Source organism: Frigoribacterium sp. R86507 (genome assembly GCF_044597695.1).
Taxonomy (GTDB): domain Bacteria; phylum Actinomycetota; class Actinomycetes; order Actinomycetales; family Microbacteriaceae; genus Frigoribacterium.
The window spans coordinates 552,966-572,168 of sequence record NZ_CP139002.1; the positions used below are offsets into that span (position 1 = coordinate 552,966).

The window sequence follows — 19,203 nt, forward strand, 5'->3', positions numbered from 1 at the left end:
GGGCGCACCCGACTGGACGGCGACGATCCGGTGAACGGCAGGTGGTCGGGGCCTGGACGTCAGCGGCCGTCGGCGCCGAGGTGGTCAGCGCCTGGCCGTGGATCGGCCGGTCACCAGCTCGCCTGCGACCGCCGAGTGCAGGGTGCCGACCGAGCGACCGTCGATCTGGTCGACCACGGCGTCGATCGACGCGGCGCCGATGACCGACAGCGGCTGTCGCCAGGACGTGATGCCGAACAGCTCGGCGGCGTACGGCATGACGCCGTCGTACCCGGTGACCGAGAAGTCACGCGGCGCCTGCAGGCCCCGACGGTGCATCGCCTCGAGCACGCCGATCGCCCAGAGGTCGCTCGGTGCCATCAGGGCCGTGACGCCGCCGAGGGCCACGACGGCGTCGACGACGGGGTCGAGGGCGCGCGGGTCGGTGCCGTGTTCTTCCGAGCGGATGACGACGACGTCCGCGCCGCGCGAGCGCAGCCGCCTGATCATGGCGTCGGTGCGTGCCCACTGGGTGATCGAGTTCGACCGGTCGACGGTCAGCACCGCCACCCGCCGGTGTCCCTGATCGACGAGGTGGTCGGCCAGGCCTTCTCCGCCGCCCTGCTCGTCGCAGTAGACGCTGCTGATCGAGTCGTCGACCTCGGGGCGACCTGCGACGACGGTGGGGATGCGTCGCGCGAACGGCAGGATGTCGTCGACGGGCAGGGCGCCACTGCAGACGATCAGGCCCTCGACCCGCAGCGAGACGAGCGTCTCGAGGGCCTGGCGTTCTTCGTCGATCGAGAACGAGCCGGCCCCGGTCGCCGTGACCACCCGGTAGCCGCGAGCCGAGGCCTGCAGCTGGAACGCCGTGAGCAGGTGCCCGTAGAACGGTGTCGCCGCGTCGCGGACGAAGACGCCGAGGGTGTGGGTGCGATGGGCCGACATGCCCCGGGCGTTCGCGTTGGCGACGTAGCCGAGCTCGATCGCGGCCGATCGGACCCGGTCGGTCGTCGCCGGGGCCACGCCGTAAGACCCGGCCAGCGCGCGGGACACGACCGACTTCGACACCCCCGCGCGTGCGGCGACGTCGTGGATCGTCGGCACAGCTCCCAGGCCGCTCACGCCGGGCTCCCACAGCATCGAAAGGTCACCGGCCCAAAGTATCGGCTCGCGCCGCCGAACGAGCGTCGTTGCCGGTGAACTCTCGGGGCCGGCGGGCGGGCTGGCCGGCGGGCGCAGGTCGCACACCGCCCGCCTCGCCGACGGTGCGACTCCTGGCAGTCACACCCGAGGGGGGCGGCTGGGACCGAGGGCGGCGCGGACCGACGCGCACCGCGCCTCCTTGGTTGTCTGGGGGTGCGGCGCGTCAGCGACCGCGACGCACGAGAGAGAAGAGACCACATGTCGACCTGGTTGATCACCGGATGCTCCACGGGGCTGGGGCGCGCCTTCGCCGAGGAGGCGCTGGCCCGCGGGCACGACGTCGTCGTCACCGCGCGCGACGCCTCCGCCGTGCAGGACATCGCCGACGCCCACCCCGACCACGCCGTCGCGACCGCGCTCGACGTCACCGACGCCGACCAGGTGACCGCCGCCGTCGGCCTCGCCACCGAACGGTTCGGCGGCGTCGACGTGCTCGTGAACAACGCCGGCTACGGCTACCGCTCCGCCGTCGAGGAGGGCGACGACGCCGACGTGGCGCGCCTGTTCGACACGCACTTCCATGGCAGCGTCCGCACCATCAAGGCCGTCCTGCCCGGCATGCGCGCTCGCCGCAGCGGCACGATCGTGAACCTGTCGTCGATCGGCGCCCGCCGCACCGGCCCCGGCTCGGGCTACTACGGCGCCGTCAAGGCCGCCCTCGAGCAGATGACCATGGCCCTGCGCACCGAGCTCGCCCCGCTCGGCATCACGGCGACGGTCGTCGAGCCGGGCTCGTTCCGCACCGACTTCTCGGGCCGCTCGCTCACGCAGTCCGCCACCCCGATCGCCGACTACGCCGAGACCGCCGGCAAGCGCCGCATCGAGGCCGACACCTCGGACGGCACCCAGCCCGGCGACCCCGCCGCCGGCGCCCGGCTGCTCGTCGACGCGGTCGAGTCGGGCCGGGCGCCGTACCTGCTGCTGCTCGGCTCGGACGCCGTCGAGATCGTCACGGGTGCGCTCGACGACCTCCGCGGTGACGTCGACGCCTGGGCCGAGCGCAGCCGCGCGACCGACTTCGACGCCTGAGGCTCACGGCGCGGCACGGAACTCGTGTCGCACCACCGGCTGGACGTCGCACCGCCGATGTCGGCGGTGCGACGTCCAGAACGTGGTGCGACTCGTGACGCGACCGCCTGCAGGAGGCGCGGTGCCGGTTCAGGTGGCACCGCGCCTCCTGCAGAGGGTCGGCCCGCGGGCCCCGGGCGGCTCCGGGCCTCAGCCGGTCGCCGGCCCGGTGGTCGCCGGCCCCGAGCCGACGGACCCCGGCAGGGACGGAGCAGAGGTCGCGGCGGCCCCCGCCGCCGCAGCCCCCGCCGCCCCGGCCGAGGCCGCCACCCCCGCCGCGGCCGCGACCCCCGCGGCCACCGCTTGCCGGACCAGCCGCACCTTCGCCACGAAGGACCCGACGGCGCCTCGTCGCCCGGGCCTCTCCGTGCCGGCGGCGACCTCGTCGCGCGTGCCCACCCCGGCACCCGCCACGCCCCGCGCCACGCCTCGCGCCTCGCCCCGCCCCTCGACCCGGACGCGGGTCGACCCCCTCGGCGCCGCCCAGACGCACGACGTGCAGGCCCGGACGTCCTCGTGCACCGCGAGCCCGATGCCGACGAACGGATTCGGCACGACCCGCGTGGAGTCCCCGCAGGCAGGGCAACGGACGATGAAGAACGACGATGCAGTGGTCACGGTGCCCCCTCCGACGGTCCACCGCGGGGCTCCCCCTCGCGCACATCCGACGTGGACGAGGGGGTCGGAGCCGACGCCCTCCCCGACCTGAGGTGCGACGACTCCACGCCACGCGGTGACGCGGTGCGTCGGAGCTCGCGCTCCGCTGAAGCGTGGCTTCGCTTCGGGATCAAGCTAGTCCAGCGGGTACTAGTCCTCAATGGAATGAGGACATGAGCACCACCCCACTACGGGTGTCGCGGTGCCCCGATCTCGCCGCTGCGGGCGTACTCCTCGACCCAGGCCCGCTCGGTGAGCAGCAGGTCGAGCAGGTGCCGGAACATCGCCACGGACTGCACCGGGAAGCGCGTCGCGTCGGCGTCGGCGGCGTCGAGGTAGGCCCGGGCCGTCGTCATGCGCTCCTCGAGGGCCCGGACGCGCGTCGCGAAGATCGCCGCCCGCGTCGCCTCGTCGACCAGGTTCAGCAGGGCGAATCGGACGTAGAACTCCTCGTCGTCGGCTCCGCGGGAGAGGGGGAAGTCGGCGATCTGCTCGATCAGCAGGTCACGGCCCGCGTCGGTCAGGGAGAACACCTGGCGGTTCGGCCGACCGGTGGTCTCTTCCGTGCGACGGTCGAGCGCGCCCCGGTCGTGCAGGCGCTTCAACGCGGTGTAGACGGCGTTGTTGTTGACCACGCCGAGACCCGGTCGGCGCACGTTCCGCTTGATGTCGTACCCGTGCTGCGGCCCGGCGAGCAAGTTGCTCAGGATGAGGATCTCGGTGACCATCCCCACATCATGGTGCGTGTCCGGCCCGTCGGCCTCTGCATGACGCGACCGGACGCAGGAGGCGCGGTGCCGGTCGAACCGGCACCGCGCCTCCTGCAGGCCCCGACGTCAGTCGGTCGGGGGCGTGTAGAACTGCAGGTCGTTGCCCTCGGTGTCCTTGAACGGCAGGATGCGGCCCCACGGGTGTTCGCTGATCGTGCCGGTCACGTCGGCGCTGCGCGACTGCAGGTCGGCCAGCGCGTCCTCGAGGGTGCCGTCGGGCTGGAACGTGATGACCGCTCCACCCTCGCTCGACGCCGCGGCCTCTTCACGCCCGTTCAGGCCGATCATCAGGCCGTCCGCGTCGATCTCGGTCCAGTCGTCGCTCTCGCTCTTCACCGTGAGGCCGAGCGCGTCACGGTAGAACGCCGTCGCCCGTCCCATGTCGGTCACGGGCACCCACACTGTTGCCACTCCGCTTGCCATGTCGACTCCTTCGTCCGCCACCGGAATGCCCGATGCAGCGTCTGGACCCTTGCTACGCCGCGCCCGGTGCGCGCCGGGCCACGAGTCAGGGCACTTTCCCACCCGGAGGCGTGTCTCACGGGTGCCGTCGCGCGACCTGGCCACCCGCAGGAGGCGCGGTGCCGGTCGGACGCGCACCGCGCCTCCTGCGGGCCGTCACGCCGCGCCTCGTGCCCGGCGTCGCCTCGGGGGCCCTGTCAGGGCCACCCACGGTCGGCCCGGGAGCGTAACGTCGAAGACGGGGAGCCCGTCGTCGAGCACCGTGTTCCGACCCGCCCCTCGTCCCCGAACCGAATCCACCCCCAGGAGACCCATGCGCACCGTCAACGCCTACGCGGCCCCGTCCGCCACCGAGCCCCTCGTCAAGACGACCATCGAGCGCCGCGACGTCGGCCCGAAGGACGTCATGATCGACATCGCCTACGCCGGCATCTGCCACAGCGACATCCACACCGTCCGCGGCGAGTGGGGCGAGATCCAGTACCCGCAGGTCGTCGGCCACGAGATCGTCGGCACCGTCTCGGAGGTCGGCTCCGAGGTCACCAAGCACAAGGTCGGCGACCGCGTCGGCGTCGGCTGCATGGTCAACTCGTGCGGCGAGTGCGAGTACTGCAAGCGTGGCGACGAGCAGTACTGCGCCAAGGGCAACACCGGCACCTACACGAGCGTCGACCCGGCCGACGGCACCGTCACGCAGGGTGGCTACTCGCAGGCCGTCGTCGTCACCGAGGACTTCGTACTGCGCGTGCCCGAGTCCCTCGACTACGACAAGGTCGCGCCGCTGCTCTGCGCCGGCATCACGCTGTACTCGCCGCTGCACCACTGGGGCGTCACCGAGGGCACCAAGGTCGCCATCGTCGGCATGGGTGGCCTCGGCCACATGGGCGTGAAGATCGCCGCCGCCCTCGGCGCCGACGTCACCGTGCTGTCGCAGACCACGTCGAAGAAAGAGGACTCGCTGCGCTTCGGCGCGAAGGCCCACTACGCGACCAGCGACGAGCAGACCTTCACCGACCTGGCGAACTCGTTCGACCTGATCGTCAACACCGTGTCGGCGAAGGTCGACATGGGCGCCTACCTCGGCCTGCTCGCCGTCGACGGCACGCTCGTCAACGTCGGTGCCCCGTCCGAGCCGCTCGAGGTGCCCGCGTTCGCGCTGATCCCCGCCCGTCGCAGCTGGGCCGGTTCGGCCATCGGCGGCATCCGCGAGACCCAGGAGATGCTCGACTTCTGCGCCGAGCACGGCATCGTGCCCGAGACCGAACTGATCGACGCCGACCAGATCAACGAGGCCTACGAGCGCGTCCTCAAGTCGGACGTGCGCTACCGCTTCGTGATCGACGCGGCGACCTTCGCCTGATCCGACCCCGTCCCGCCGGACGCCCCCGCACCGTGTGTGCGTGGGCGTTCGTCGTCCCCGGGGGCGCAGCGCACCGCGTTTCGTGCACTGCACCCGGACTAGACGCGGTGCGGTGCACGAAACGCGGTGCAGTGCGTGAGCCGAGCCGGGCCGGGCCGGGCTGGGCCGGGCCGGGCCGGGTGGCAGGCGCTGTGCCGGCACCAGTTCACCCGCCGGACACCCGCCGCCCTTACGCTCGCCACGACAGCGCCTAGGGTTCCGGGGTCCCACGATCCGACTGGTCCGAGCGGCGCCACGGTCGGGCGCCATCGCCGGGCCGTCATCTGAACGGACAAAAGCCTGGAGGACCCGTTCGGCGCGCCCCGCGCCGAGCCGATGGGTCCTCGCATGTCCACCACCGCCCTCCTGCTCGTCCTCGCCGCCGCCGTCTGCCACGCGGGCTGGAACGTCGTCGCCCACGGAGTGAGCCGCCTCGGCACGCCCTTCCTCTGGTGGGGCGCCGTCGCCAGCGCCGTGCTCTGGCTGCCGGTCGTCCCGTTCACGGGCGGCCTCGGGGCCAGCGTCGGCGGGCTCGCGGTCGGGGCGGGCGTCTCGGCCGTGCTGCACGTCGTCTACATGACCGTCCTGCAGCGCGGCTACGCGGTCGGCAACCTCTCCACCGTGTACGCCACCGCCCGCGGCACGGGCCCCGCCGTCAGTGCCGGCCTCGCCGTCCTGCTGCTCGGCGAGCAGCTCTCGGTGACGTCCGTCGTCGGCATCGCCGTGGTGGTCGTGGGCGTCGTGGCGACCGGACTGATCGACCGCCGGCCGACCGGCTCGCCCTCGCCGCGCCTCCTGCACGGGTCGTCGACGGCGTCGACGCCGTCCGCCCCGGGCCGTCGGTCCCGCCGCCTCGACCCCGGCATCGCCTGGGGCCTGCTCACCGGCCTCGCCATCGCGAGCTACACGATCTGGGACGCCCACGCCCTGCGCACCTGGGGCCTCTCGCCCGTGTCGTTCATGGTCGGGGTGACCCTCGTCGAGGTCGTGTTCTACAGCGCGTCGCTCGGCCGGCGTCGGGGCGAGCTCGTCGCCGTCGCGCGCGCCCACTGGCCGCGCGTGCTGGCCTTCGGGGTGCTGTCGCCGCTGTCGTACATCCTCGTGCTGGCGGCGATCCAGACGGCCCCGGTCGCCCTCGTCGCCCCCGCCCGCGAGACGAGCGTCGTCATGGTCGCCGTCTTCGGCGCCCTCGTGCTGCGCGAGGGGTCGCTCGCCAAACGCCTCGCGGCGTCGGTCGTCGTGCTCGGCGGCATCGCCCTGCTGGCCCTCTGACGGGCGCCGCCCGGGGCGTCGCCCACCCATGAACCCGGTTTCGAACCATGCACCCAGAAGCTTCCGGGTGCATCGTTCGAAACCGGGTTCACGAGCGCACGAGGCCAGGAGGCGCGGGTCGGCCTACAGGAACCCGGTCACCGCGACGGCGACCGCCGCCAGCAGCGCCACCGCGGCCAGCACCTTCGACGACCCCATGACGAGTCGTCGCCGCGGGCCGCCGTCGTACGGCTCGTCGTCGGCGTCGCGCAGCTCGGGCGGCAGCTCGGCCTCGCGGCGACGACGCTCCTGCTCGAGGCGGGCGGCCCGTTCGGCCCGCGCGGCGCGTTCGGTCTCGTGCCGGCGGACCAGCTCGGCCTCGCGGTCGCGGGCGACGAGCAGTTCGAGTTCGCGGTGGGCCTCGTCCGACCAGGTCGCGAGCTCGTCGTCCGAGGCATCGGGGGCGTCCTGCGCGTCAGGGACGCCCGGTGCGTCAGGAGCCCCGGAAGCATCGGGCGGGCCGGGCGGAAGGGCCGGGTCGTCGGGAGTGCCGTCGTCGTGTCGCATGCGGAGGCCTTCGTCGCGGGGGCAGGGCGGGTGGTCGTCCGAGGCTAGACCGCCGCACCTGGACCCGCCATGACCGGGGTGGCACTCCTCCTCGACCTCCAGGCCAGCCCGCCCAGGTTAGGCAGACAAGAGGTGAACTCTCGTTGAACGAGGCCGAAGGTAGGTTCCTATGTCGGTCGGGCACGTGCCAGCATCGTCACGTCCTGCTCCCACCCGAAAGGCCGTCATGACCCTCCGCCGTCCCCGCGCCGCGACCGCCCTCGTCGGCGCCGCCCTGCTCGCCGTCACGCTGTCCGCCTGCTCGACCCCCGCCTCCTCGGCCACCGGCTCGGCCGACGCGGCCGGCGGCTACGCGGTCGACGACAGCACCCTCGTCTTCGGCGTCGTGCCCGACTCGGTCGACACCGAGACCAACTACCAGCCGCTGATGGACTACATCGCGAAGGAGACCGGCAAGACGGTTGAGTACCACGAGTCCACCGACTACGCGGCCCTGATCGAGGCGAGCATCGCCGGCCAGATCGACGTCGCGTCGTTCTCGGGCTTCACCTACGTCACGGCCACGAACAACGGCGCCGAGCTGACCCCGATCTCGTCCATCACGACGGCCGAGGGCCAGGAGCCCGGCTACTACTCGCAGGCCATCGTGCCGAAGGGCAGCGACATCACGTCGATCGCCGACATGAAGGGCAAGAAGATCTGCTTCGTCGACCCGTCGTCGACCTCGGGCTACCTGTTCCCGAGCTACGCGCTGCTCGAGGCCGGCATCGACCCCGAGAAGGACATCACCCCGGTCTTCGCCGGCAAGCACGACGTCAGCGTGCAGAAGGTCGGCGAGGGCACCGAGTGCGACGCCGGCTTCGCCGAGGACAGCGAGGTCGCCAAGAGCGACGCCGTCGAGGTCATCGACCAGCAGATGGTGCCCGGGGCCCCGATCGTCGAGTCGAACTCGCTGCCCGACGACGTCAAGGCGAAGCTGAAGGACATCCTCTCGAACGTCACCGCCGACGACATGGTCACCGAGGGCATCGAGGGCGCCGACAGCGAGGGCTTCCGCGCCGTGTTCTTCCAGACCACCCCGGTCGACGACGCGTACTACGACCAGATCCGCGACATCTGCGAGAAGACGAACGCGTCGCAGTGCAAGGCCTGACCCGCACGACGTAGAACCTCCCACACCCCAGGAACTCGCCGAGACCCTCGCGCGCGCGTGAGTGTCTCGGCGACTTCCCGGGGTCCGAGCAGAACGAACCGGAGACGAACATGAACCCGCACACCGCCCCCGCCGAGACCGTCGTCCGGCTCGACGGCATCACCAAGCGCTTCGGCGACACCGTCGCGCTCGACGACGCGTCGCTGAGCGTCCGACGCGGCGAGGTCGTCGTGCTGCTGGGCCTGTCGGGCTCGGGCAAGTCCACCCTGCTGCGCCACGTCGACGGCCTCGAGCGTCCGACCGACGGCCGCGTCACGGTGCTCGGCCGCGAGGTCACCGACCTCACCGGTCGGGCCCTGCGGCGGCTGCGCAGCGAGGTGGGGTTCATCTTCCAGCAGTTCGAGCTCGTGCCGTCGCTGACCGTGCTCGAGAACGTGCTGACCGGCTCGCTCGCCACCGTGCGCGGCCCCCGTCTCGGGCTCTGGTCGTACGGCCGCGCCGCGAAAGCCGAGGCCCTCGCCCGGCTCGACCGCGTCGGCCTGCTCGACCGCGCCTACCAACGCGCCGACACCCTCTCGGGCGGCCAGCAGCAGCGCGTCGCGATCGCCCGGGCGCTCATGCAGCGTCCCCAGGTGCTGCTCGCCGACGAGCCGGTCGCCTCGCTCGACCCCGAGTCGAGCGACCAGGTGATGGCGCTCATCCGCGAGATCGCCGCGGACGAGGGGCTGACCGTGATCTGCAGCCTGCACCAGGTCGACCTCGCCCTCTCGTGGGCCGACCGCATCGTCGGCCTGCGCCACGGCCAGGTCGTGCTCGACACCGAGACCGAGGGCCTGTCGAAGGCCCAGGTCATGGAGATCTACGGCCGCGTCGCCACGAGCACCGACCAGTTCGAGGCCATCGAGCTCGAGCTGAGCGCCGCGGTCGCCGCGGACACCCCCGGCACCGCAGGAGGCGCGGCGTCCGTCTCCGGGGACGCCGTCCGATGACCGCCGTCACCGAGCGCCCGCGCACGACCGGGGCGGCCCCCGCTCCCGTCACCGCGCCTCCTCGTCGCCGGGTCTCGCCCGAGCGCGTCGCGGCCGGCCTCACGCTGCTCGCCCTGCTGATCGCGAGCCTCGTGGCCCTGCGGAGCGTCGACATCGACCCCGCGCGCATGCTGCAGAGCTGGGCCAACGCCGAACGGTTCTTCGGCCGGGTCGGGGCGATCGAGTTCCCGCCGGTCGGCGAGCTGCTGCAGCTCACCGCGCTCACCCTCGGCCTCGTGATCTGCGGCACCCTGCTCGCCGCCGTCCTGTCCGTCCCGGTCGCCGTGCTCGCCGCCTCGAACACGACCCCCGGCCCCGTCTGGCGCGCCGCCGCCCGCTTCGTGACCGTGCTCGCCCGGGCCGTGCCCGACGTCGTGCTCGCCATGGTGTTCGTCCTGCTCTTCTCGCTCGGCACGCTGCCCGGCATCCTCGCCATCGGCCTGCACTCGGTCGGCATGATCTCGAAGCTCTTCGCCGACGCGATCGAGCAGATCGACGAGGGGCCCCGCACCGCGATCCGCGCCGCCGGAGGCAGCCGACTGCAGCAGTTCACCGCCGGTGTGCTGCCCCAGGTGCTGCCCTCGTGGGTGGCGACCGTGCTGCACCGCAACGACATCAACCTGCGGGGCAGCGTGATCCTCGGCTACGTCGGCGTCGTCGGCCTCGGCATGGAGATGTCGTTCGCCTTCAAGTCGCTCGACTACGGGCTCGGCCTCGGCTACGCCCTCGTCATCTTCGTGCTCTGCGTCGTGATGGAGGTCGTCTCGAGCAGCGTCCGCGCCGCCATGCTCGGCATCGCGCCGACCGGCCGCGGTCTCGGCGACCGCGTCGTCCGTCGGGCCACCAGGAGGCGCGGTGCCGGTCACCCCGCCCCGTCGCGTCCCGCGGTCACCACCGTCGAGGCCGCCCTGCGTCGCCCGTGGGACCGCACCCGTCGGCGCAACGTCTCGTGGGGGTGGCTCGCCGTCGCCGTGGTCGTCGCCAGCGTCGCCATCTGCGACATCGCCTGGTCGGACCTCGTCACCGTCTGGGCGAAGGTGCCCGCCGTCGCGACGCAGTTCTGGCCACCGTCGTTCGGCAGCTACGAGGCGTCGACGATGGTCGCCGCCATGGGCGAGACGATCGCCATCGCGCTCGCCGCGACCGTGCTGACCCTCGTGGCCTCGATCGTCGTCGGGTCGCTCGCGGCCCGCAACGTCGCCCCGAGCCGCGGGGTGCGCAGCGGCATGCGCCTGCTGCTCGTCGGCATCCGCGGCGTGCCCGAGGTGATCCTCGCCATCGTGCTGATCGTCGTGACCGGGCTCGGCACGCAGGCAGGGACCCTCGCCCTCGCCCTCGGCGGCGTCGGGTTGCTCGGCAAGCTGCTCGCCGACTCGTTCGAGGAGGTCTCGCCCGGCCCCGAGCGCGCCCTCTCGGCCACGGGGGCCAGCCGCGTGCAGGTGTACGCGGGGGCGACCCTGCCGCAGGGCACCCGGGCCCTGATCGGCCACACCTTCTACATGCTCGACACCAACCTGCGGGCCGCGACCCTGCTCGGCATCGTCGGGGCCGGGGGAGTCGGCTACTACCTGCTCAACGCCAGCCAGGGCTCGAACTACGGGACGGTCACGGCGATCGTGCTGATGATCCTCGTCACGGTGCTGGCCGTCGAGGGGCTCGCGATCTGGATGCGGAGGGTCTTCCGATGACCACGTCACACGACACGGCCCGGCCCGGGGTGGCTCGGCACGCGGCGGCCCCGCACGACGTGGTGGTGGTCGGCTCGGGCATCGTCGGCTTGGGGGCCGCGCTCGCCGCCGCCGACCGCGGGCTCTCGGTGCTGGTGGTCGACCGCTCGCCCGTGATCGGCGGCTCGACGGTGCGCAACTTCGGCCACCTCTGCCTCACCCCGCAGAGCGGAGAGGCCCGCCGCCACGCGCTCGCGGCCCGCGAGCTCTGGCTGCGGTTGGCCCGCGACGCCGGCTTCTGGCTGTCTCGGCGCGGCACCCTGGTCGCCGCCCGGCACGTCGACGAACTCGACCTGCTCGACGAGCTGGCCCTCGCCCGCACCGACCGCGTGCTGGGCGACCGGCCCGAGATCGAGCGGCTCGACGCGGCCGAGCTGTCCTCCCTGGCCCCGGTCGCTCCGGGTGCGGTCGTCGGCGGGGCGCTCCTGCCGTACGACCTGCAGGTCGATCCACGGCAGGCCGCCGACGCGATCCGCCGGCACCTCGAGACGCGAGGGGTGCGCTTCCTGACCCGCACCTCCGTGGGGTCGGTCTCGTCGGGACGCGTCGAGACGAGTCGCGGGCCGATCGACGCGGGCACGGTCGTCGTCGCGACCAACCACGACCTCGACCAGCTGCTGCCCGACCTCGCCGACCGGCACGCCCTCGAGCGCTGCGGCCTCGACATGCTGCGGGTGCGGGCCGACCTCGCCCGACCGCTCGTCGCCCCGCTGCTGACCGGGTGGTCGCTGATCCGCTACAGCGCCTTCGCCGGCACCGGTGCGGCCGAGGCGGTGCGGACCCGACTGCACGCCGAGCGCCCCGACCTCGCCGCGATGGACCTCAACCAGATGTACACGCAGCTGCCCGACGGCTCGGTGATCGTCGGCGACAGCCACCGGAAGGGCGCCGCGATCGCACCGTTCCAGGACGAGCGGGTCGCCGACGCCTTCCTCGACGAGTTCCGGCTGCTGTTCGGCGCCGAGCCGGTCGTCACCGAACGGTGGCAGGGCGTCTACGCCGCGGGCCGCGACGAGTTCGTCGTCGACGAGGTCGCGCCCGGCGTGCTCGTCACGGTCGTCTCCACCGGCATCGGCATGACCACCGGACTCGGGCTCGCCGAGCACGTCGTCGGGGCGCACCTCGACGGCGGGCGCGACCGGGCGCTCGACCCCGCCGCCCTCACCTCGACCGTCACCTCGCCCCTCACAGAGAGCCTCACCGCATGAGCACCACGACCCCCGCCACCCCCACCCCCGAGGCCGCGACCCTCGACGCCGTGACCGCCGAGGCCACGACCCCGATCGAGCTCGTCGTGCTCGACATGGCCGGCACGACCGTCGTCGACGACGGCGTGGTCGAGCAGGCCTTCGCCCGCGTCGCCGACCGGGTCGACCTCGGGCCGACGCTCACCCGCGACGAGGCCCTGCAGTACGTCCGCGACACGATGGGCCGCTCGAAGATCGACGTCTTCCGGCACCTCACCGGGGGCGACGAGGCGCTGGCGCGACGGGCGAACGACGAGTTCGAGGTGGCCTACGGCGAGCTCGTCGACGAGTCGGGAGTCGAGCCGATCGAGGGCGCGGGCGGCCTGATCGACGCACTCCGCGCCTCCGGGGTCTCGGTCGTGCTCACGACCGGCTTCTCGCCGGCCACCCGCGACCGTCTGCTCGACGCGTTGGGATGGACCGTCGACGCGGCCCTCTCGCCCGTCGACGCCGGTCGCGGACGCCCCGCACCCGACCTCGTGCTCACCGCGCTGCTGCGCACCCGGGCGTCGTCGGTGGCCGCCGTCGCGGTCGTCGGCGACACCGTCAGCGACGTCCTCTCGGGGCGCTCGGCCGGTGCCGGCCTCGTCGTCGGCGTGACGACCGGCGCCCACACCCGCGAGCAATTGCTCGGCGCGGGGGCCGACGTCGTGCTCGACAGCGTGCGCGACCTCGTCGGGCTGCCGGCCTTCGCCGCGGTCCGCGCCTCCGTGTCGTCGACGTCCGCCGCGTGACGGCGGCCCTGCCGCGGACGACGGACCAGGAGGCGCGGGTCGCCTCCCCGACACCCGTCGCCTCCTCGCCCGCCCTGCCCCTCGACCCCGCGCCGACCGCCATGGTCTGGCTCGAACCCGGTCGTCCGCACGAGGCCGTCGCGGTGCCCTCGGTCGTGCTCGCGCCCGGCGACGCCCTCGTCGAGGTCGAGCTGGCGACGATCTGCGGCTCGGACGTGCACACCACGCGGGGCGACCGGTCCGCGCCCGCGCCGCTCGTGCTCGGTCACGAACAGGTCGGCCGCGTGGTCGCCCTCGGGCCGGGGGCGGTGGCCGTCGACGGGACGCCGCTCGCCGTCGGGCAGCGCGTCGTCTGGTCGTTGACCGTGTCGTGCGGTCGGTGTTCGACCTGCCGACGCGACCTTCCGCAGAAGTGCGAATCGGTGCGGAAGTACGGTCACGAGCGGCTCGTCACGGGGTGGGAGCTCAGCGGCGGCTTCGCCACGCACGTGCACGTGCGGTCGGGCACGGCGATCGTCCCGGTGGAGGCCGACCTGCCCGCCGAGCTGCTGGCCCCCGTGTCGTGCGGCACGGCGACCGCCGTGGCCGCCCTCGACGCCGCCTCGGCGATCGTGCCGCTCGACGGCGCCGTGGTCCTCGTGACGGGCGCCGGGCTGATCGGCCTCACGGCGACCGCGCAGGCCACCGACGCCGGGGCCCGGGTGGTCGTCGTCGACCCCGACCCCGCCCGCCGGCTGCTCGCCGTCCGCTTCGGCGCGGTGGCGACGGTCGATCCTTCGGCTGCCCCCGACTCGGACGACGGCCTCGCCACCGCGTTCTCCGTCGCGGGCGGTGCGCCCCTCGTCGCCGTGGAGGCCTCGGGGTCACGGCACGCGGTGGCCTCGGCGCTCGCCGAGCTCGGCGTCGGCGGCGTGGCCGTGCTGGTCGGCAGCGTCTTCCCCTCCCCGGCGGTGCCCCTCGACGCCGAGAGCGTCGTCCGGCGTCTCGTGACCGTCCGCGGCGTGCACAACTACGCCCCGCAGCACCTCGTCGAGGCCGTCCGGTTCGTCGAGGAGAGGCGCGCGGCCTGGCCGCTCGACGCGCTCGTGGGTGAGACGGTGGCCCTGCGTGACCTCGACGCCGGGATCGCGACGGCCGCCGCCGGCGGATCGGTGCGGGTGGGCGTCCGACCCGAGTGACCGGGCGCGGTGCCGTCCTGCGGGGGCCGCACCGCGCCTCCTGCGTTCTCGGACCGGGTGGTCGGGCGGGTGCCGCCGCTCAGGGGCCGATCGCGCGGATGAAGTGGTCGCCCTCGCGGGCCCGGCCCGACGCCGAGACGGTGAACCGGACGATGTCGCTGCGGTAGCGGTCGTCCGAGGCCTCGAAGGTGCGGCCGTCGGGGCCGCGGGTGATGCGGTGCAGCCGCAGGATCGGCGTGCCGGGCTCGACCCCGAGCAGTTCGGCGTCGAGCTCGTCGGCGGCGACCGCGTCGATCTCGTGGTCGATGTCGGCGTAGCCGTAGCCCCGCGAGTCCAGGTACTCGGTGATCGACACCGTGTCGAGGTCGACGTCGAACAGCACGCGGCCGACCTCCTCGATGAAGGTCAGGCGCTCGAGCATGGTCGGACGGCCGTCGACGAGTCGCAACCGGACGACGTCGACCACGAGGGCGCCCGGCTCGATGCCGAGCGATCGGGCCTTGTCGTCGTCGGCGCGGCGCAGTGACACCTCTTGCGTGCGGGCGCCGGGCTCGCCGCCGACGTCGCGCACCCACTTGGTGAAGGGGATCGACACGTCGACCGGGTGGTGCGCCTTGCGCGCGACGACCCGGGCCGGACGGCCGCGGCGGGTCTCGACCAGTCCCTCGGAGCGCAGGGCGGCGAGGGCGTTGCGGATCGGCCCGCGGGAGGTGCGCCACTGCTCGGCCAGCTCGCCCTCGCTCGGCACGTCGTCGCCGACCGCGAGGTCGCCGCTCAGGATGCGCCGCCGCAGCTCGTCGGCGATCTGCTCGTAGAGGGTCGAAGGCACGTGCGGATCTTACCGAGCGGCGCGGTCGGGCTCGCGATGAACCCTGATCAGGACGATGCGCCCCGTTTTCTCGTGGTTCATCGTCCCGCATGTGGTTCGAGGCGCTCAGGCCCGCCCGAGAGAGGCCCCGCCAGGGCATCCCACCGCGCCCCGCCCCTGTCGTAGCGTCGTGGGCATGGACACCGAGAGCGAGATCCGCGACTTCCTGACCAGCCGACGGGCGCGGGTGCGGCCCGAGCAGGTCGAGCTGCCGGGCGGACCCGGGCGCCGCGTGCCCGGACTGCGGCGGAGCGAGGTGGCGCTGCTCGCGGGCGTCAGCGTCGAGTACTACACGCGGCTCGAACGCGGGCGCCTCGGCGGGGTGTCCGAGGGCGTGCTCGACTCGCTCGCGACCGCCCTGCTGCTCGACGACGCCGAACGCGAGCACCTGGCCGACCTCGCCCGCGCCGCGAACGAGTCGCCGGTCCGTGCCCGGCGCCGACGCCGTCCGCCCGAGACCGTCTCGCGCAGCATGCAGCTCGTGCTCGACGCCGTGACGGCCGGGCCGGCCTTCGTCCGCAACGGCCGCATGGACGTCCTGGCCGAGAACGCGCTCTTCCGCGCGCTCTACTCCGACCTCTACGCCCTCGACGAGCGGCCCGTGAACCTCGCCCGGTTCGTCTTCCTGCACCGCGAGCTCGCCGAGGCCTTCTACCCGTCGTGGTCGGTCGCCGCCGACATCAACGTCGCGATCCTGCGCACCGAGGCCGGCCGCGATCCGCACGACCGCGCCCTGCACGACCTGATCGGCGAGCTGTCCACCCGCAGCGACGAGTTCCGCACCCGCTGGGGCGCCCACGAGGTGCGCCACCACACGTCGGGTCAGAAGCGCTTCCACCACCCGGTCGTCGGTCAGCTCGACATGGTCTACGAGGCCATGGAGCCGATGGGGCGCCCGGGCCTGAACTTCCTCGTCTACAGCGCCGAGCCCGGCTCGCCGACCGAGGAGCGCCTCCGCCTCCTCGCCAGCTGGGCGGCTCCCCAGGTCGACCCGGCGGTCGTCCGCGCCGACGCCCCGGACCGACCCGACGTCGCGAGCGAACCGCGCGAGGCGGCCGGGTCGTGAGCCGCCTCGCGATGTGGTGGCGCGCCTCCTGCGAGATCTCCGACCTCACGCGCGACCGAGAGCAGGAGGCGCGGGTGCTGGACGAGATGGCGGTGCGTCTCGAGCCGGGCCCCTGGGCGATCGCCGCTCTCTTCCACCGCCGCGCGCCCGCCGCGACGGACGCCGCCGAGACCCCCGCCACAGCAAAGACCGCACCACCCCCGAACGCCGAGGAGGCACGACCGTGAAGTACACCCGTCTGGGCACCACCGGCCTGCAGGTCAGCCGCATCGGCCTCGGCTGCATGAGCTACGGCGACCCCACCCGCGGCCTGCACTCGTGGACGCTCGACGAGGCGGCCTCGGCACCGTTCTTCCGCCAGGCCGTCGAGCTCGGGGTCACCTTCTGGGACACCGCGAACGTCTACCAGCAGGGCACCGGCGAGGAGTTCGTCGGCCGCGCGATGCGCGAGTACTCGCGCCGCGAGGACGTCGTGCTGGCGACCAAGGTCAGTGGTCGCATGCACGACGGCCCGGGAGGAGCGGGCCTGTCGCGCAAGGCGATCCTCGAGCAGGTCGACGCCTCGCTCACGCGACTCGGCACGGACCACGTCGACCTGTACCAGATCCACCGCTTCGACCCCGAGACCCCGGTGGAGGAGACGATGGAGGCGCTCCACGACCTGGTCAGGGCCGGCAAGGTCCGGTACACGGGTGCCTCGAGCATGTTCGCCTGGCAGTTCGCGAAGATGCAGACCGCCGCCGTGGTCAACGGCTGGACGCCGTTCTCGACCATGCAGGACCAGTACAACCTGCTGAAGCGCGAGGAGGAACGCGAGATGATCCCGCTCTGTGCCGACCTCGGCGTCGGGCTCGTGCCGTACTCGCCGCAGGGCAAGGGGCGGCTGACGCGACCGCGGGGCGCGACCACCGAGCGGTCCGCCGTCGACGAGGTCGCGAAGGCCTTCGACGTCGACGAGGACGGCCCGATCATCGACGCCGTCGAGCAGGTCGCCGCCGAGCACGGGGTGTCGATGGCCCAGGTCGCGGTGGCCTGGGTGCTGCGCAACTCCGTCGTGTCGGCCCCGATCGTCGGCGCGACCAAGCCGCACCACCTCGCCGACGCCGTCGCCGCCCTCGACGTCGAGCTGACCGACGACGACGTCCGCCGCCTCGAGGAGCCCTACCGCCCGCAGGCACCGTTCTGGTGGTGACCGGACGGTACGTCGCGTGATGTGACCGATCGGTCACAGGTCGGTCTTGTAATCGATCGGTTACGTCGATATCGTGTAACCGATCGACTACACGTCAACCGGCGATCTCGGAGGGCCACATGCGAATCGACACCGCATTCGCCTTGGGCGACCTCGTGCACGAGCGACGCATCGCGCTCGGATGGTCGCAAGATCGCCTGGCGACGACGATGGGCGTCAGCCGTGCGTGGGTGAACAGGTTCGAGGCCGGCAAGGGGACCGCGCAGCTCCGCCTGGTACTCGACGCGCTGCAGGCACTCGGGATCGTCCTCGAGGCCTCCGAGCACGAGCCGGGGCAGGGTGCTCCGTCGACCGGGGGTCGGATCGATGACTGACCTGCTCGCCTACCTCGACGGAGTCCTCGCGGGCACCTTCTCGATGAACGCGTCCGGGCGGGTGACCTTCGCGTACGACGACGACTACCGCTCAGGGGTGACCCCGACCCCGATGTCACTCTCCCTGCGGCCGACCCGCGCCGAGTGGCCGTCCCGGGCGGCCGGTCCGTTCCTCGCGGGCCTGCTGCCGGACAGCCCCGAGCGACTCGCCGAACTCGCCAGTCGATACCGGACGAGCCAGAACCCGTTCCGCCTGCTCGAGAGCGTCGGGCGCGACGCTGCCGGTGCGGTTCAACTGCTTCCTCCCGACGAGGCGTCGAGCGATGCCGCGTCGCGGACGGGAGACGTCGAGCGGCTCACCGACGACGACGTCGCCGTCCTTCTCGCCGGTGCGTCCCGTGATCCGGGAGTCTGGGGGAGGGACGACCACGGTGGTCGTTGGTCGCTGGCCGGGGCGCAGAGCAAGGTGGCGCTGTTCCGGTTCCCGGACGGCTCGTGGGGGGTGCCTCGGGACTCCACCCCGACGACCCACATCCTCAAGCCGGCAGTGGCCGCTCTCCCGGACCACGACGTGAACGAGTACGTGTCGATGGCCGCGGCCCGGATGCTCGGCCTGGACGTGGCCGACCACGAATTGCTGCGGACGGCCCGGGGCACCCGGGTCTTCGTGACCCGGCGCTTCGATCGCGTCGAGCGGGACGGAGTGTGGCACCGGCTGCACCAAGAGGACTTCTGCCAGGCGATGAGCGTCGACCCGTCACGCAAGTACCAAGATCAGGGCGGGCCGTCCGTGCGGCAGATCGCCCGGGTCGTGGCCGAGAACATCTCCGACCACCACACCCGCTCGGCGACGCAGCGCGCACTCTTCGACGCTCTCGTGTTCACCGTGGCCTGCCAGAACGCCGACGCGCACGCGAAGAACTACTCGCTGACGCTGAACGGCTCCGACGTGCGACTCGCGCCGCTCTACGACCTCGGCTCGCACTCGCCCTATCCGACCCGAGGCGGTGCCCCCCTGCGTTCGGCGATGTCGATCGGCGACGAGTACGCGCTCGACTCGATCGGCGAACCGCAGTTCCGTGACGCCGCGAGGTCGTTCGCGATCCCCGCGGACGAGGCGGTCGACCGGTACCGGCGCATCGTCGGCGGCGTCGCCGAGGCCTTCGAGGCGGCCGCCGCGCAGGTCGACGAGCCGTTCGCGGCCACGCTCTCCGAATCCGTCGCGGCCAACGCGTCCCGTCGGGGGTGGAGCTAGGCCGCAGGTGCCGTCACCGGTG

20 protein-coding genes are annotated in these 19,203 nt (G+C 73.0%); 14 read left to right on the top strand and 6 right to left on the bottom strand.

Annotated elements, in window-relative coordinates; genetic code table 11:
- Window positions 1-84 precede the first annotated feature (84 nt).
- Window positions 85-1,104, bottom strand: a complete 1,020-nt coding sequence (locus tag SJY14_RS02765) for a LacI family DNA-binding transcriptional regulator (RefSeq protein ID WP_071256511.1) — start codon at window positions 1,102-1,104, stop codon at window positions 85-87.
- A 279-nt stretch (window positions 1,105-1,383) separates the two neighbouring features.
- Here SJY14_RS02765 and SJY14_RS02770 point away from each other — a divergent pair, with 279 nt between their 5' ends.
- Window positions 1,384-2,214 carry an oxidoreductase gene (locus SJY14_RS02770; protein WP_396599736.1) on the top strand — a complete coding sequence of 277 codons (831 nt, stop codon included), beginning with the start codon at window positions 1,384-1,386 and terminating at the stop codon, window positions 2,212-2,214.
- Window positions 2,215-2,403: 189 nt separating this feature from the next.
- Here the strand turns inward: SJY14_RS02770 and SJY14_RS02775 are convergent, their stop codons facing one another.
- From SJY14_RS02775 to SJY14_RS02785, 3 genes are all read right to left on the bottom strand, one after another.
- On the bottom strand, window positions 2,404-2,871 hold the full coding sequence (locus SJY14_RS02775) for a hypothetical protein (protein ID WP_396599737.1): 468 nt from the start codon (window positions 2,869-2,871) through the stop codon (window positions 2,404-2,406).
- 227 nt (window positions 2,872-3,098) lie between these two features.
- The gene (locus SJY14_RS02780) at window positions 3,099-3,638 is read right to left on the bottom strand and encodes a PadR family transcriptional regulator (protein ID WP_071256061.1); all 540 of its coding nucleotides are present in this window, start codon (window positions 3,636-3,638) and stop codon (window positions 3,099-3,101) included.
- A 108-nt stretch (window positions 3,639-3,746) separates the two neighbouring features.
- Window positions 3,747-4,103, bottom strand: a complete 357-nt coding sequence (locus SJY14_RS02785; RefSeq protein ID WP_071256062.1) for a VOC family protein — start codon at window positions 4,101-4,103, stop codon at window positions 3,747-3,749.
- A gap of 352 nt (window positions 4,104-4,455) precedes the next feature.
- Here SJY14_RS02785 and SJY14_RS02790 point away from each other — a divergent pair, with 352 nt between their 5' ends.
- Window positions 4,456-5,502, top strand: coding sequence for an NAD(P)-dependent alcohol dehydrogenase (locus SJY14_RS02790; protein WP_396599738.1), 1,047 nt, complete (start codon window positions 4,456-4,458; stop codon window positions 5,500-5,502).
- 387 nt (window positions 5,503-5,889) lie between these two features.
- Window positions 5,890-6,813, top strand: coding sequence for an EamA family transporter (locus SJY14_RS02795; protein ID WP_396599739.1), 924 nt, complete (start codon window positions 5,890-5,892; stop codon window positions 6,811-6,813).
- Window positions 6,814-6,936: 123 nt separating this feature from the next.
- On the opposite strand, the gene SJY14_RS02800 is transcribed toward SJY14_RS02795, so the two are convergent.
- Window positions 6,937-7,359 carry a hypothetical protein gene (locus SJY14_RS02800; RefSeq protein ID WP_396599740.1) on the bottom strand — a complete coding sequence of 141 codons (423 nt, stop codon included), beginning with the start codon at window positions 7,357-7,359 and terminating at the stop codon, window positions 6,937-6,939.
- Between the two features lie 226 nt (window positions 7,360-7,585).
- Between SJY14_RS02800 and SJY14_RS02805 the strand changes: the two genes are divergently transcribed.
- From SJY14_RS02805 to SJY14_RS02830, 6 genes are all read left to right on the top strand, one after another.
- A complete protein-coding gene (locus SJY14_RS02805; protein WP_396599741.1) occupies window positions 7,586-8,512 on the top strand; it encodes a phosphate/phosphite/phosphonate ABC transporter substrate-binding protein in 927 nt (308 codons plus the stop codon).
- A 110-nt stretch (window positions 8,513-8,622) separates the two neighbouring features.
- Window positions 8,623-9,501, top strand: coding sequence for a phosphonate ABC transporter ATP-binding protein (gene phnC / locus SJY14_RS02810; protein ID WP_396599742.1), 879 nt, complete (start codon window positions 8,623-8,625; stop codon window positions 9,499-9,501).
- Window positions 9,498-11,228: a phosphonate ABC transporter, permease protein PhnE gene (gene phnE, locus SJY14_RS02815; RefSeq protein ID WP_396599743.1), complete on the top strand. Its 1,731-nt coding sequence runs from the start codon at window positions 9,498-9,500 to the stop codon at window positions 11,226-11,228. The genes phnC and phnE overlap by 4 nt, the downstream gene beginning before the upstream one ends.
- Window positions 11,225-12,475 (top strand): TIGR03364 family FAD-dependent oxidoreductase, encoded by a 1,251-nt coding sequence (locus tag SJY14_RS02820; protein WP_396599744.1) that lies wholly within the window; start codon window positions 11,225-11,227, stop codon window positions 12,473-12,475. Before phnE ends, SJY14_RS02820 begins: the two co-directional genes overlap by 4 nt.
- Entirely contained in the window at window positions 12,472-13,248 is a 777-nt protein-coding gene (locus SJY14_RS02825) for an HAD family hydrolase (protein WP_396599745.1), read from the top strand. Before SJY14_RS02820 ends, SJY14_RS02825 begins: the two co-directional genes overlap by 4 nt.
- A complete protein-coding gene (locus tag SJY14_RS02830; protein WP_396599746.1) occupies window positions 13,245-14,426 on the top strand; it encodes an alcohol dehydrogenase catalytic domain-containing protein in 1,182 nt (393 codons plus the stop codon). The genes SJY14_RS02825 and SJY14_RS02830 overlap by 4 nt, the downstream gene beginning before the upstream one ends.
- A gap of 79 nt (window positions 14,427-14,505) precedes the next feature.
- Here the strand turns inward: SJY14_RS02830 and SJY14_RS02835 are convergent, their stop codons facing one another.
- A complete protein-coding gene (locus SJY14_RS02835) occupies window positions 14,506-15,255 on the bottom strand; it encodes a GntR family transcriptional regulator (RefSeq protein ID WP_071256074.1) in 750 nt (249 codons plus the stop codon).
- 175 nt (window positions 15,256-15,430) lie between these two features.
- On the opposite strand from SJY14_RS02835, the gene SJY14_RS02840 reads away from it, so the two are divergent.
- The 5 genes from SJY14_RS02840 (at window position 15,431) to SJY14_RS02860 (ending at window position 19,181) form a co-directional block, all read left to right on the top strand.
- Window positions 15,431-16,360 carry a helix-turn-helix transcriptional regulator gene (locus tag SJY14_RS02840; RefSeq protein ID WP_396599747.1) on the top strand — a complete coding sequence of 310 codons (930 nt, stop codon included), beginning with the start codon at window positions 15,431-15,433 and terminating at the stop codon, window positions 16,358-16,360.
- A complete protein-coding gene (locus SJY14_RS02845; RefSeq protein ID WP_396599748.1) occupies window positions 16,357-16,587 on the top strand; it encodes a hypothetical protein in 231 nt (76 codons plus the stop codon). Before SJY14_RS02840 ends, SJY14_RS02845 begins: the two co-directional genes overlap by 4 nt.
- Window positions 16,584-17,552, top strand: coding sequence for an aldo/keto reductase (locus tag SJY14_RS02850; protein WP_396599749.1), 969 nt, complete (start codon window positions 16,584-16,586; stop codon window positions 17,550-17,552). Before SJY14_RS02845 ends, SJY14_RS02850 begins: the two co-directional genes overlap by 4 nt.
- A gap of 119 nt (window positions 17,553-17,671) precedes the next feature.
- On the top strand, window positions 17,672-17,926 hold the full coding sequence (locus tag SJY14_RS02855; protein ID WP_071256080.1) for a helix-turn-helix domain-containing protein: 255 nt from the start codon (window positions 17,672-17,674) through the stop codon (window positions 17,924-17,926).
- Window positions 17,919-19,181 carry a HipA domain-containing protein gene (locus SJY14_RS02860; RefSeq protein WP_396599750.1) on the top strand — a complete coding sequence of 421 codons (1,263 nt, stop codon included), beginning with the start codon at window positions 17,919-17,921 and terminating at the stop codon, window positions 19,179-19,181. The genes SJY14_RS02855 and SJY14_RS02860 overlap by 8 nt, the downstream gene beginning before the upstream one ends.
- Window positions 19,182-19,203 lie beyond the last annotated feature (22 nt).